A 12,749-nucleotide genomic window follows, 5' to 3' on the forward strand; every position below is an offset into this window, starting at 1 on the left:
GGTCCCTCCGACAGGGCAACGCCCTGCCGGAGGGTAGCGTCATTGCTTGGGAGAATGACGGACAATTAGGCTGCCTGTACGTTCGACCACACGCGTTCCCATTTCTCGGGAGAGGATGGCTGATCAAACATGAAAAGATCCGCGATCTCGCTCGACCGGTCCATCAGATAGACTTTACGCTCTTCCTCGGTCGAGATTCCTCTTAGATCGATTGTGGTCGAGCAGCCGGCCACCTCGCCGATCCGCTTCATGATTTCAGATGAGATCATTCTGTCGATGAACTTGTTGCACAGGTCGAGCTTGGGGCCATCCTCGACACCGGACGTTACAAGCCAAGTGTCGACCCAGCCCAATCCCCCTTCCTTCATCTTAAGCGTATGGCGGAAATCCTGTTTCGGGTTACGGTCTTTGGCCGTCAGAAGCTGACGGAATACTTGCGCGAATTCGGTCGCCGCCACGACGGCGCCACTCTGCAGAAGCTGGAACAACGTCGGGTTGTCCTGATAGCGGGTCAGAAGCAGCGCCTTCTGTTCGATCAGCAATTTCTTGACACCGTCAAGTTCCTCATCGGTCAGGACATATGGGTTGAAAGGCTTTCCATCCGGGCGAGGTTTCTCGCGCGAGCCCAGCCGGTCCGTCACCAACAATGCCGCCAGGGCGATGTTTTCCTCGAAACGCGCGCTGGTGGACAATTGGCCTGACAGGGCGGGATCGAACATGCATTCAATCGTGCCCGTCTTCTCCGGTGCAACGACTGCCGCGTTGTACGTGATCCCATAGGCGCCCCAGCAGAACGGATAGCCGATCTTACTGCCGGATGCCGGGTCAGTCAGCACCTTGAACTTTTCGGCATGGAATTCCGGAAGGTAGTTTGCCGCGCTCGGCACATGTGCGTAGTCGACACTTCGGATCAGTCCGTCTCGAAAATAGAGTTGCGGCCAGAAGCCATCAGCCTGGACCAGATCGAATTCCTTGGCACCGCCGACGCGCAGTTTGTTATAGGCTTCTGAATTGCCATCGAAGAACGTGGCGACAAACTTGACGTTGTTCTCTTCCTCGAATTTGGAAACGACATCGGGAAGTACATAGGCTTCCCACATCAGCGCCCGCACGGTCTGTGTCTGTGCCCAGGCGGGCCTGATGAATGGCATGCATAGGGCAGCGCCCGCACCCGCGGCCAGCACGGTCCGTCTGCTAATCGTTTTGTTCTGCATAGTGATCCCCTTTTCGATGTTAGTATCTTTGTACTAATTTCATGGTCTGTGGCACGTATAGATTCTGATCTGTTCTCCCGATCGCCTGATTTGGGCTTCTGAATCAAGCGATTCCATCGGCCTCGATTGAACCTAATACGTCATCAAGCACATCGAGCGCGCGCGACATGTCTTCATGCGAGCAGTCTAACGGCGGCTTCACCTTGATCAGATTGCCGAGACCGGCGTAGCGGCTTTCACCAAAGAGCACCCCCTTCTCAAGAGCGCGCCGATAGACTTCCGAGGCGGCCTTGGTGGCGGGCTCTTTGCTAACCCTATCTTTGACGAGCTCGAGCGAGACGAACAGGCCAGGACCGCGGATGTCGCCAATCAGCTTGCGGCGGTCCGCCATCTCGTGGAGTCGCTGCGTAGCATAGGCACCATGGTCGCGCGCCTTGCCGCACAGATCGTCGGCAATGATCGCGTCGATGGTGGCGACGGCTGCCGCCATCGCGACAGGGAACTGGCCGAAGGTCAGTGCATCCTCGCCAGATTCGAAGCCGTTCAGCCGTTCACTTGCCAGGATGCCGGCAAGCGGAAAGCCGCCGCTGATGCCCTTGCCGAAGGTCATGATGTCGGGAACGATGCCGAAGTAATCGGCCGCGAACATCGCGCCTGTGCGGCCGAAGCAACTCTGGATCTCGTCCCAGATCAGGATGATGTCGTGCCGGTCGCAAATGTCGCGCACGCCTCTAAGGAAAGACAGCGGCAGAGCGATGTGACCCCCATTGCCAGGGATCGGCTCCATCATGATCGCGACGACACCGCCGTCGACGCCCTTGTGGATCGTCTCTTCCAGCAGTTGCAGACAGAGTCTCGATTCCATCTCGACGTCCATGCCCAGTCGCGGGCGATAGGGGTCCGGATGCGGCACACGGGTGAAGCGCGGCTGGATTGGCAGGAAAGGGTTGTTTGGATGCGGCCAGCTCGCCGCCATCGTGGTCAGCGAACGACCATGATAAGCGTCCTGCAGCACGATGATATTGTGGCGACCAGGCTTGTTCTTGAACGCAAGCTTGATGGCCATTTCGACGGCCAGGCTGCCGTGCAGGCAGTAGCCAATGCGATTCAAGTCGCCGGGCGAAATCTCGCGCAGCTTTGCAGTGAGCTTCAGCAGTGGGATCGTGTTGAAATTCGGCCGGGCGTGGGTGATTTCGCGCAACTGAGCGATCGCGGCTTCCACCACACGTGGATCATTGGCGCCGAGATTGTTCGACCACGCCTGTGAGGTGCAATCGAGATATCGGCGGCCCTGGTCGTCCCAGACATACGAGCCTTTGGCGCGCACCAGCGTGATCTTTGCTTCGTCGCCCCCCAATGGATCGTGGATCAGCGACTGCTTACCCTGTTCCAGAATGTTTCTAGAATGAGACGTGTCTGTCTGGCTGATATTCATGGCTCACCTCAACCTATTGGAATGTGGCTGATTATCGGCGTGGACCGCTTGACAACAAGGACGAATAGCTGAACGATTAATTCGTGACGCTTATGAATATCCAAGTCCGCCACATTCATTCCTTCATCGCCGTCGCGAATGAGAAAAGCTTCGCGCGGGCTGCCGAGAAGCTGAATGTCTCTCAACCAGCCCTGTCGCAGACCATCATCCAATTGGAACAGACCCTGGGCTTTCCAGTGTTTGAGCGCACCACCCGAAGTGTCAGCCTGACGCCGTCGGGCGAAAAGCTGTTGGCTAGGGCGCGGGCGCTTAGCCAATCGCTCGAAGCACTGTACGGTGAGGCACGGTCGCTGCAACTCGCGCTCAAGAACGAACTGCGCGTGGGCTATATGATCGGTACCGCCGTGCAGTTTATCCCAGCGATCGTTCGCGCGTTTGAGCGAATTCGTCCGGGTGCCTCCCTCCACCTGCAAGAGTTTGATTTCTCGGATCCGAGCGCCGGCCTGAGAGACGGCAAGGTCGATTGTGGTATCATTCGGCCGCCGATCGACCTGGACGACATCGACCTTGTCGAAATCGCACGCGAGAAATGTGTCGCATGTCTCCCTACGGGACACCGCCTTAGTCGGCAGGAAACGGTTGTGCTCGACGATATACTCGACGAGCCGATCATTGCCGCGCCGGTGCCGGGCGTATGGCGCGACTACTGGTTGGCAAATGACTACCGCGTCGGCAGGCCGGCGAAAGTTGTGTTCGAGGCGGCCACCGTCGAATCCGAGCTTCAGGCGGTCGCATCCGGCCGCGGCATAAGCATCACCGCCGACAGCACCGCGCAATACTACGCTCGGCCAGGCGTGGTCTTCAGGCCGATCCGTGACATGCGGGAATGCGTCATCGCCATCGGTTATCGAGGCACGCCGAACAAGCTGGTCGCAGATTTCATTTCGGTGGTAAACCGGGTTTCCCAAGGCCACGATGGCTAAGTTGGGATATAGCGGCGCGCCATGTTTCTGCTGTCCATGTCCTCTGCCGCCTAACAGCACCTCGATCGAGGCATGAGGATTGCGGAGTTGCAGCCACTCCCCCGAGAATTCCAGCCTGTCGTCACGCGCCCTGGCCGCAGACGCTTCAACACGCCGTGATCATTGGTAGGCAACCCACGCTTCGCCAGCGGCGGGGAAATCATCCGCGGGTATGATGAAGTCAACAGCCCTCGACAGTGCATCCATATCGCGTCGTTCAGGACATATGTCCTTAGTCGCCATATAGAGCGCTCCCGTTTTCGCGGTCGAAGACGTAAATGCTTTTGGGATCGACGCATAGGGTAAGCCGGCTTCCCCGTCTTAGCGAGGCATCAGGCGACACGCGCGCAACGGCCTTCGTACCGGCGATGATGAAGTGTACCAGGGTATCCATCCCAAGAGGCTCGACAAGCCCTGCAACGGCTTCGATCCGGGTCGATATTTGGCCTCCGTTTGGACCGAGGGATAAATGTTCGGGCCGGATACCGAGGTCGACTGTCCGCCCCACCGCGTCGGCGAATCTGGAAATGCCTCCAGGCAGTTCGAGACGCGAGCCATCGGACAGGACGCCAATCAGTTGTTCTCCATGTCGTTCTAACGCTGCGCTGACGAAATTCATGCCAGGCGACCCGATGAACCCGGCTACGAACTTGGTCGCCGGTTTCAAGTATAGTTCCTGAGGCGCAGCGATCTGCTCTATCTTGCCAGCATTCATGACGACCACCCTGTCGGCAAGCGTCATCGCCTCGATCTGGTCATGGGTGACATAGACCGTTGTGGTCGGTACCGCCTCGTGGATCTGTTTGATCTCCGCGCGCATCTGGACGCGGAGCTTGGCATCCAAGTTCGAGAGCGGCTCGTCGAACAGGAATACCGCCGGATTTCTGATCATGGCGCGCCCCATGGCAACGCGCTGGCGCTGCCCGCCAGATAACTGCCTTGGTTTGCGTTTGAGCAGGTGTTCGATATCCAGGATCCGCGCGGTCTCGGCCAGTCGCGTCTGGATCTCGCCACGTGGCGTCTTCTTCAAACGCAGCCCGAACGTGATGTTGTCCTCAACCGAAAGATGCGGGTAAAGCGCGTAGTTCTGGAAAACCATGGCGATGTCACGTTCTCCCGGCAGGAGGTCGTTGACCCGTCGCTCGCCGATTTTTATCTCTCCACCCGTTAGGGTCTCGAGTCCGGCGATCATGCGCAGTGTGGTGGATTTTCCACATCCGGAAGGGCCGACCAGCACCACGAACTCGTGATCTTTGATGCTGAGGTCGATTCCGTGGACGGTTTGAACGTCCCCATAGGCCTTGACGACTTTGTTCAGCTCGATGGCGGCCATAAGCCCTCCGGTGTTGGGTCTTGGCGGTTATCGATCACGGACGAGGATGTTATCGCTCTTGAGCCAGAATGGCGCGAAATAGAGCGGTGTCGAGGAAAGCGGCAGGATGTCCGCCCGTAGTTCCACGCCAATCACGTTCTTCATGAAATCGCGGCGCGCGGCGATGCGCTTGAACGTCGATGGATGCTTGACCTCGATCTGGGATCTCAGCGGTGCGTCGGCAAACACCACGGCGTCCTCGCAGTTCAACGCCCAGCCGACTGCGATCGGCGTCGGGATCACGTCGACCTGGAAATGCATGCCCGAGCGGATGCGGTCGTTCGAGTCAGGCCGAACCGGGCTATGTGTCCACTCCTCGTAGCCGCCGAGATGCCCCGGATTGAGAGCCGGCCCGAGCTTCGATTTTGCAAGCGTCGATACTACCGTTTCATGAAGAGTGCCGCCCTCGACGCCGATCGTGGCCGTCTCGTACCAGGAAATCAGACCTTGAAAATAACCCTTGGCGATAGCGAGAAAATCGTCGTTGGCGACATCGAAAAGGCCCGCTCTGGAGGAAAGACCGCCCCAATGTCCGATTGCGGTCGTAACACCGTCGCCACGCTTGAGCTTGCGGCCCGTTGCGCTTCGCAGGCCAATCACGGTTTCACCCTTGCTGGCCGACGCGAACATGGTGTGGACGTTCAGCGGGTCTCCAGCATATCCCATGCGCGAGACGGCATCGAACTCGCTGTCACCCTCCCGGACCCCGGAAACGATCCTCCACGTCGCCAGTGAGCTGCGTGTTGCAGCCCATTCGAACGCCGCGATCTGATCGGCGTCGACGGTGACGGCGACGCCGTTTTCCGGGTGCATCAGGACATGGGTCGTATCCCGCAGCCTGCCGGAAGGGCCGACCGCCCGCTGAAACGCCTGTACGTAGACCGCGGGGACGAAATAGGCTGTTTCGGAAGCTTCGTCCTCAAATGGCTCGAGATACTTCCAGCCCACCAGCCCTATGGTGTCGCCAGCCTTGATTCCAGCGTCGCCAAGACGGTCGGAAAAGCGCGGGAAACGAGAGCGATCCTGCGCCATGAGGCTCAGGGTCTGGCTCAAAAGCACCGTCACTCCCGACAAGCGCGCGAGTGGAGCGTAGCTTTCGGACTCGTTGCCTGTGAGCAGTACGCGCTTGTTGTTCGGCCCAAGAAGAAGGAAGGCTTCTTCGAAGCGGGGCTCGAAACCCGTCAGGAAAGCGATGTTGCCGAAATGCTCCCGATCGGCATAAACGGCCAGCCAGTCGCACCCCGCTTTGCCATAGGCGGCGCGGACACGAGCGTCATATATCTCAGCGGGAACGTGCGGCCTTTCGCCGAGAATGCCGAAGTCCGGCAACCGAACGGATGTGAGGGAAATGGTCATTTGGCATCCTTTTGTTTGTGCCGGCGCGAGAGCTGTTGAAATTGGCTACGAGGGAGATCAATCGCCGTACATCCGGGCCTGCGCGTCCCATTCGAAATCCTTGTCGAGGGGGTAGGTCGGACGAGGCAACAGGTTCCATTGCAACTGCGTCATATCCAATTGCGAGGTACCGTCGCTCAGCAGCAGGATATGGCGAGCCGAGACATCTTCGAGCTGAGGATGGAGATATCCGAGCTTGACGACATATGCCTTGTGCTCGGTTGGACTGATGTCCATTGCAACGAAATGGTGCGGCGTGGTTATGCCGATGGCATTGGCGTGGAATGTTGCAATCACGTTGCCGCTTCGCACCTTGGCCCACGCGCCCTCCTTGGATCGGTATGGCTGAAATCCCGGCAGCACCAGCTCTTCTCCGCATGCCTCCACGAGCACGCTGACGCGGCGCGCCGTCTTCGGACGGGAAAGATGCTCGGCCCCCAATTCGATTTCCACCGTCGAGCCGACACCGGCCTGGACGAGTTTGCGGACAGTCTCGGGAGCCGTAATGCCGGCGACCACGACATCGCGGACCTGTTCGTCGTCGAGCGCTGCCTGCAAGACAAGGGTCAAATCTCCGGCCGCACCCGCCGTGGTGTTGTCTCCCGAATCGGATACGAACACGGGGCGCTGCGGGCATTCGACCGCGAGTCTCAGTCCCTGCCGAACCTCCGCGGTCTCCATCTTGAGATTGAATTCTGCGCGCTTTGCCCATATCGCTTGCGCCAACCGTGTGGCCTGTACGCGCGCCAGCTCGGCGTCGCCGTCGCTTACTGCAATCGCCGATACGGCGGTCCAGGGTCTGTCGTTCCACGCGAATCCGACAAGGATGTTCGCCTCCATCATGCCTGGCACGCTGTCGTATTCGGGCAAGGAGCCATAGAGGCTTTTCGCGGGCTCCAGGGCTGTGACCGCCGTCTCCCCGGGGACGAGAATTGGTAGGCTCACGACGGATTTCTTGGGCGTAATGCCGGTTCGAATGACCCGGATAAGCTGGTCGGCGGCTCGGTACCCCGTCTGCCTGTCGTCACGATGCGGCGCGGTGCGCAGAACGCTGATGACCGTGGACGCCTCGAGAAGTTCCGGAGTCATGTCGCCATGGAGATCGAGCGACACGCCGATCGGCACATCAGGCCCAAGGACATTCCTGATGGCTTGTATGAAATCGGTGTCTGCGTCGATGTCCAAACCCTGGACCTCCAACGCGCCGTGATTGGCAACGAGCATCCCGTCGAACGGCCCGCGTTCGCTGATGAGCGCGAGCGTCTTTTCCTTGACGTCTTGGTATGCCGACAGTTCCAGCGGCCCGCCGGGCAGCGCAGTGGCCCAGTACAACGGGACCGCCTCGACGTCGCTATCCTGCGCCATGCGCGCTAGCATGCCCCGGACCATCCAGACATCGCCTTCGGACAAGTCCCTGCCGGTGTAGTGTTGTATCGCGTCCCGCGTGGTTGGAACCGGAGAGGCGAGCATGATTTCAATGGAGAGGCCGACAATAGCTATGCGCATTCTCTGACTTTCGAACGGACTTGGATTGAGTTCATGGAAGGACGTGCGGAGAATCGAGACCCGTGACACCGTCCAGCGCGAGTGCGACACCGCCGAGAAACGGGCTGACCGTCGACAACTGCGAGAAAATGACCTTGGTCTGGACCGACATCGAAGGATGCGCCAGTCGCTGCAGGGCGCGTTCGACCGCTGGCCGAAGGTAAGGTTCTGCGCTCGCCATATCGCCGCCAAGGCAAACCAATGGCGGATTGAAGATGTTCACGAGACTGGAAATCGCGGAACCCAGGACTGCGCCAGCATTGTCGAGCACACCGACAACGACCTCATCATTCGCGTTGGCGCGCTCAATGATCTCTTTGAAGGAGGATGGCAGATTGCCGGTCAGCCTGCCGATCTCCTCTGCCAGTGCAGGCTCGCAAAGGTAGGCTGAAAGGCAACCCGAGGCGCCGCAGGAACAATAGCGGCCTTGCGGGACCACCTTGATATGTCCCAGTTCTCCCGCCAGTCCCGTCGAACCGCGATAGATGTCGCCGTCGAGGAATAGAGCGCCGCCGACGCCAGAGCCCGAGAACAGATAAATAAAATCTCTGACGTCGACGCATTCACCGAACATGTATTCCGCCATCGCGGCGGCCTTGCCGTCATTGCCCGCAAAAACGGGAGCATCCAGTGCGGAGGAGAACATGTCCACCACAGGGACGCCGCGCCATCCAAGGACGGGAGCGTGAAGCAGTATGCCCTCGTCCGTGAGGAGGCCTGGAAGTGAAATGCCGACTCCGAGCGTCTCGCTGCCGCGACCGCATTCACTGACGATTTCCTTCACCCCCCGAGCGACGACATCGGCGACCTCGTCGAGCTTTCCATCGAAAGCCTGGACCTTGGAGCACACAGGGATTCCGTCGAGTGCGGCGGCGACATAGCCGATTGTGTCAGCCTCGATCTGAACGCCAACGATCAGACCGCTTTCGGGAGAGATGGTGAGGCCTTCCATAGGGCGACCAGGTTTGTTGCTGGTCGCCACAGGGTTGCGTTCAACCAGTCCCAACTCACTGAATTGATTGACAATGGAGGAGACGACAGACTTGTCGATGCCCGTCTTGGCGACGATGTCGCGCTGCGAAACGTTCGGCTCGATGCGTATCCTGTGAAAGATCGCATTGGCATTGAAATGCCTGATGTACGACTTGCTCAAGCCTTGCTCCGATATTTTTCTTGTTTTGAGAATAATTCATACGAGGAGGCCGTACGAGTTGTCAATCGACGAACGCCTGTGAATTTCATTTTCGTATAAAGATCGTTGCATATCAATCTGTTGTGTGAATTGTCTTCATCGTAGGGGCTCGCTCGCTGGGATATTTTGAACGCGATCTGTTGACGTGCATCGTTTTTTGGAGGTAGGTTTTTCTTGTTTACAGAATATATGCCGACGGCAAAACGCTCGGCTCAACAGAGGGTAGAACAATGAGTAACTTGAAATGGATCGGCATGGCGCTCGGGGTGCTCGCGAGTGCATCAGCGGCAAGGGCCGACGGTCCCAAGGAGCTTTGGCACTATTATGCGGCGGGATCTGAAAAGGCCGGTATCGAAGCCCTGATCGCTTTCGCCAACAAGCAGAATCCCAACAACCAGATCGTCGGCAAGGTGATTCCGGGCAACGCCGTTGAAATGCGTCGTCAATTGCAGACCGCGTTCATGGGAAACACGCCGCCCGCCGCCTATCAGAGCTCGATGGCATCGGAGCTGAAGACGTTCGTCGACAGCGGCAAACTCCATGATCTCTCGGAGACCTGGGCAAAAATCAAGGGCGACGAGATTTTCCCGGAGGGCGTTCAGCGGGTCGTCAAGATCGGCGGCAAGCCCTATGGCATTCCCTATGACCTGTCGCTGATAAACAACATCTTCTACAACAAGGCCATCTTCGAAAAAGCCGGGCTTCAGCCTCCCAGGGACTACGAAGGCCTGGTGGCTGCATGCGACAAGCTGCGCGCGGCGGGCGTGGAGCCTTTGGGCAATGCGGGGGGGCCGTTCTGGAGCCTGTATAATTTCTACGCCCCTCTCGTCTCCACTGTGGGCACCGAGGGCTACTACAAGATCGCGAGCGGCGAACTCGGCTTCGATAGTCCGGATTTCCGCAAGGCCCTCGACCTCTACCGCAGCACCATGGTGAAGTGCTACGCCAAGAACTGGAGCGGCAAGACCTGGACTCAAACGGCCGACGATGTCGTCAACGGCAATACCGGAATGTTCATGATGGGCGCCTGGGCGGCCGCCTATTTCAAGCAGGCGGGTTTCGCACCCGTTGAGAAGTTCGATGTGTTTCCGGCGCCAGGGACAGAAGGCAAGGCGATTTTCCAGATGGATGCCTTTGCGGTTCCGGAAGGACCGGCTGATACGCTTGAAACCGCTGAAAAATTCGTCATCTCCGCTGCGTCGGCGGAAGGTCAGGCGGCATTTGCCGTTCCGAAAGGTTCACTCGCACCAAATGTGACGGTCGATCCGTCGATCTACGATGCCGTGGGTGCCAAATTCGCGAAGGAACTGGCGGATGCATCAAAGGCCAACGCTGTGCTGCCGAACCTGTTTTTCCTGCTGCCCACCAAGGTCGGCACGGAATTGGGCGTCCAAATGGAGAAATTCGCGATCGACCCCTCCGATGCAAACGAAAACGAGATGATAACGACGCTTGAGGGCTTGCGGCAGGAAGCTTTGACGGAGGGATCTTATCTGAAGTGGTGATACCGTGGTCGGGCCGACACATGTCGGCCCGACATCCCGGGACGTTGACGATACGATTTGTTGATTCCGCTCGCCGAGAGAACAACCCGACATGCCGAACTTCCAACTTATGCGCCGGAAGTTTCAGACTGCAGGGGTGACCCACGCAATCTTTCTGTCGCTTCCTGTAACCCTTTTTGCTGTTTTCTATGTCTATCCCATCGTTTCCACATTCAATCTGTCGCTTCACAGCTGGGATGGTTTCTCACCCTCTCCGAAGTATGTCGGGCTGCAGAACTACGTCGTGCTGCTTCACCAATCGCGCTTCTTCCACGCCCTTTTGAACAACATTTCCTGGCTCGTCTTCCTCCTGCTTGGGCCGACGAGCCTCGGCCTGCTCCTGGCGGCTTTGCTCGACAGGGGCATGAAGGGTGAATCGGTGTTCCGGGTCATCTTCTTCCTGCCCTTCACGATCCCGGCCGTGGCCGTGGCCGCGATCTGGCGCTGGATGTATGAGCCGACTAATGGTCTGCTGACTACAATCATGCGGTCGGTCGGGTTGGGCGGCCTGGCTCAAAACTGGCTGGGGGACCCGTCGATCGTCAACTTCGCGCTCATGGGCTCGATGATGTGGTGGACGACGGGTTTTGCTTTCCTGGTATTCTTCGCGGGGCTTCGCAACATTCCCGTGGAGTACATAGAGGCCGCGAGGATCGAAGGGGCGACACCCTGGCAGGTCTTCTGGAAGGTCAGCTTCCCGCTTCTATGGCCCTCCACGATCGTCGTCCTCGGTATGGCCGCGGTCGACGCGATGCGCCTGTTCGATATTGTCTGGGCGATGACCAACGGCGGCCCCGCATATGCCTCCGAAGTCCTGGCCACGCAGATGTACGACACCGCCTTCGGTAGGTTCGAGATGGGCCGCGCCAGCGCGATTTCGGTCTACCTTCTGGTGATCGCCGGGGTCATCATCATGCCGTACATCTACCAGCTGGCAAAACGCGTCCAGGACAGCGAGGCGGAATAGATGAACACTGCAACCGCCAAGCGCACGGCTCTACCCTTTTCGATCCTGGTGGCGGCGGCGGTGATCTTTGCCGCTCCCCTGGTGGTTGCGTTCCTGACGTCGCTCAAATCGCCGTCCGAAATAACGCGAGTGATCGCGTTGCCGAACGAACTCTTCTTCCAGAATTACGCCATCGCCTACGAGCGGATGGGGCGAAGCTTCCTGAACTCGATTGCGATTACAGTGCCATCCGTGATCCTGTCGCTGCTGGTGGGGGCGATTTCTGGCTACCCGCTTGCCTATATGCGCGGAGCTGGCGGACGAGTGGTCTATCTTTTCCTGCTGACTGGGATGCTCGTTCCCTTCCAGATCGTCCAAATTCCTTTGTTTTTTCTGATCAGGGCGATTGGTCTTTACGACACTATTCCCGGCATGTGGCTGGTCCACACCGCCTACAGCGTTCCCTTCTGCACCTTCTTCATGCGGAATTTCTTCGCGTCGGTGCCCAGGTCCATGTATGAGGCGGCACTCATCGACGGCTGCACCCCGGCAGCTTACTTCTGGCGGCTTCTTCTTCCGGCGTCGGGATCAGGTCTCGCCGCTCTCGCGATCATCCAGAGTCGCGCCATCTGGAACGACCTTCTCTTTGCCATTACCTTGACAACGAGCGACGAGGCCAGACCTGTCACGGTGACGATAGCCGGTTTCGCCAGCAGCCTGCAGGTTGAATACGGTCCGCTCATGGCCGCCACGCTTATCTCGCTTCTGCCAGTGATGCTCGCCTACCTGCTCTTCCAAAAGGCCTTCGTGCGCGGTTTGCTCGGGGGAGCCGGGAAATAATCGGATCCAGATCCATCAGATCTGAATAGCGATCACCAGTTTTAGTCCGACGCATGCTTGGTTGAGTCAGGTAGCGCCAGCTCGACGTCGTCGACAAGCGCGCGTCAGCAGATGGTTCCTGATTCGAAGGTCGGGTGATAATGACGGCGCTATTCGGCATCGTTGGGGATCCGATCGCCCAGGTTCGGTCCCTTCAGGTCTTCAGCGCATTATTCCAAGCTCAAGGCATCGACGAGTCATCCCG

At 58.5% G+C, this 12,749-nt stretch carries 10 protein-coding genes; 4 read left to right on the plus strand and 6 right to left on the minus strand.

Translation table 11 applies throughout. The features are described from left to right. Positions 1 to 65: 65 nt before the first annotated feature. Both ACZ89F_RS06505 and ACZ89F_RS06510 read right to left on the minus strand, forming a co-directional pair. Positions 66 to 1,214, minus strand: a complete 1,149-nt coding sequence (locus ACZ89F_RS06505) for an ABC transporter substrate-binding protein (RefSeq protein WP_476090929.1) — start codon at positions 1,212 to 1,214, stop codon at positions 66 to 68. A 103-nt stretch (positions 1,215 to 1,317) separates the two neighbouring features. Continuing rightward, a complete protein-coding gene (locus ACZ89F_RS06510; RefSeq protein WP_476090930.1) occupies positions 1,318 to 2,649 on the minus strand; it encodes an aspartate aminotransferase family protein in 1,332 nt (443 codons plus the stop codon). A gap of 92 nt (positions 2,650 to 2,741) precedes the next feature. Between ACZ89F_RS06510 and ACZ89F_RS06515 the strand changes: the two genes are divergently transcribed. Then, positions 2,742 to 3,632 (plus strand): LysR family transcriptional regulator, encoded by an 891-nt coding sequence (locus tag ACZ89F_RS06515; protein WP_476097226.1) that lies wholly within the window; start codon positions 2,742 to 2,744, stop codon positions 3,630 to 3,632. A gap of 271 nt (positions 3,633 to 3,903) precedes the next feature. Here the strand turns inward: ACZ89F_RS06515 and ACZ89F_RS06520 are convergent, their stop codons facing one another. From ACZ89F_RS06520 to ACZ89F_RS06535, 4 genes are read right to left on the minus strand one after another with little or no spacing between them, the layout of a single operon-like run. Next, a complete protein-coding gene (locus tag ACZ89F_RS06520) occupies positions 3,904 to 5,004 on the minus strand; it encodes an ABC transporter ATP-binding protein (RefSeq protein ID WP_476090931.1) in 1,101 nt (366 codons plus the stop codon). Between the two features lie 27 nt (positions 5,005 to 5,031). Then, the gene (locus ACZ89F_RS06525) at positions 5,032 to 6,399 is read right to left on the minus strand and encodes a M24 family metallopeptidase (protein WP_476090932.1); all 1,368 of its coding nucleotides are present in this window, start codon (positions 6,397 to 6,399) and stop codon (positions 5,032 to 5,034) included. A gap of 57 nt (positions 6,400 to 6,456) precedes the next feature. Further along, the gene (locus ACZ89F_RS06530; RefSeq protein WP_476090933.1) at positions 6,457 to 7,944 is read right to left on the minus strand and encodes a M81 family metallopeptidase; all 1,488 of its coding nucleotides are present in this window, start codon (positions 7,942 to 7,944) and stop codon (positions 6,457 to 6,459) included. 31 nt (positions 7,945 to 7,975) lie between these two features. Then, positions 7,976 to 9,136 carry an ROK family protein gene (locus ACZ89F_RS06535; RefSeq protein WP_476090934.1) on the minus strand — a complete coding sequence of 387 codons (1,161 nt, stop codon included), beginning with the start codon at positions 9,134 to 9,136 and terminating at the stop codon, positions 7,976 to 7,978. Positions 9,137 to 9,405: 269 nt separating this feature from the next. Here ACZ89F_RS06535 and ACZ89F_RS06540 point away from each other — a divergent pair, with 269 nt between their 5' ends. The 3 genes from ACZ89F_RS06540 (at position 9,406) to ACZ89F_RS06550 (ending at position 12,505) form a co-directional block, all read left to right on the plus strand. Next, positions 9,406 to 10,680, plus strand: coding sequence for an ABC transporter substrate-binding protein (locus ACZ89F_RS06540; RefSeq protein ID WP_476090935.1), 1,275 nt, complete (start codon positions 9,406 to 9,408; stop codon positions 10,678 to 10,680). A gap of 91 nt (positions 10,681 to 10,771) precedes the next feature. Continuing rightward, entirely contained in the window at positions 10,772 to 11,686 is a 915-nt protein-coding gene (locus tag ACZ89F_RS06545; protein ID WP_476090936.1) for a carbohydrate ABC transporter permease, read from the plus strand. Then, positions 11,687 to 12,505 carry a carbohydrate ABC transporter permease gene (locus ACZ89F_RS06550; protein WP_476090937.1) on the plus strand — a complete coding sequence of 273 codons (819 nt, stop codon included), beginning with the start codon at positions 11,687 to 11,689 and terminating at the stop codon, positions 12,503 to 12,505. It abuts the gene before it with no gap. Positions 12,506 to 12,749: the final 244 nt, after the last annotated feature.

The sequence above is a fragment of the Mesorhizobium sp. USDA 3734 genome, assembly GCF_056279665.1.

What these genes read in the sequence shown, in the direction of transcription:
- ACZ89F_RS06505 (WP_476090929.1), bottom strand. Translation starts at nt 1,214, where the DNA reads ATGCAGAACAAAACGATTAGCAGACGGACCGTGCTGGCCGCGGGTGCG.
- ACZ89F_RS06510 (WP_476090930.1), bottom strand. Translation starts at nt 2,649, where the DNA reads ATGAATATCAGCCAGACAGACACGTCTCATTCTAGAAACATTCTGGAA.
- ACZ89F_RS06515 (WP_476097226.1), top strand. Translation starts at nt 2,742, where the DNA reads ATGAATATCCAAGTCCGCCACATTCATTCCTTCATCGCCGTCGCGAAT.
- ACZ89F_RS06520 (WP_476090931.1), bottom strand. Translation starts at nt 5,004, where the DNA reads ATGGCCGCCATCGAGCTGAACAAAGTCGTCAAGGCCTATGGGGACGTT.
- ACZ89F_RS06525 (WP_476090932.1), bottom strand. Translation starts at nt 6,399, where the DNA reads ATGACCATTTCCCTCACATCCGTTCGGTTGCCGGACTTCGGCATTCTC.
- ACZ89F_RS06530 (WP_476090933.1), bottom strand. Translation starts at nt 7,944, where the DNA reads ATGCGCATAGCTATTGTCGGCCTCTCCATTGAAATCATGCTCGCCTCT.
- ACZ89F_RS06540 (WP_476090935.1), top strand. Translation starts at nt 9,406, where the DNA reads ATGAGTAACTTGAAATGGATCGGCATGGCGCTCGGGGTGCTCGCGAGT.
- ACZ89F_RS06545 (WP_476090936.1), top strand. Translation starts at nt 10,772, where the DNA reads ATGCCGAACTTCCAACTTATGCGCCGGAAGTTTCAGACTGCAGGGGTG.
- ACZ89F_RS06550 (WP_476090937.1), top strand. Translation starts at nt 11,687, where the DNA reads ATGAACACTGCAACCGCCAAGCGCACGGCTCTACCCTTTTCGATCCTG.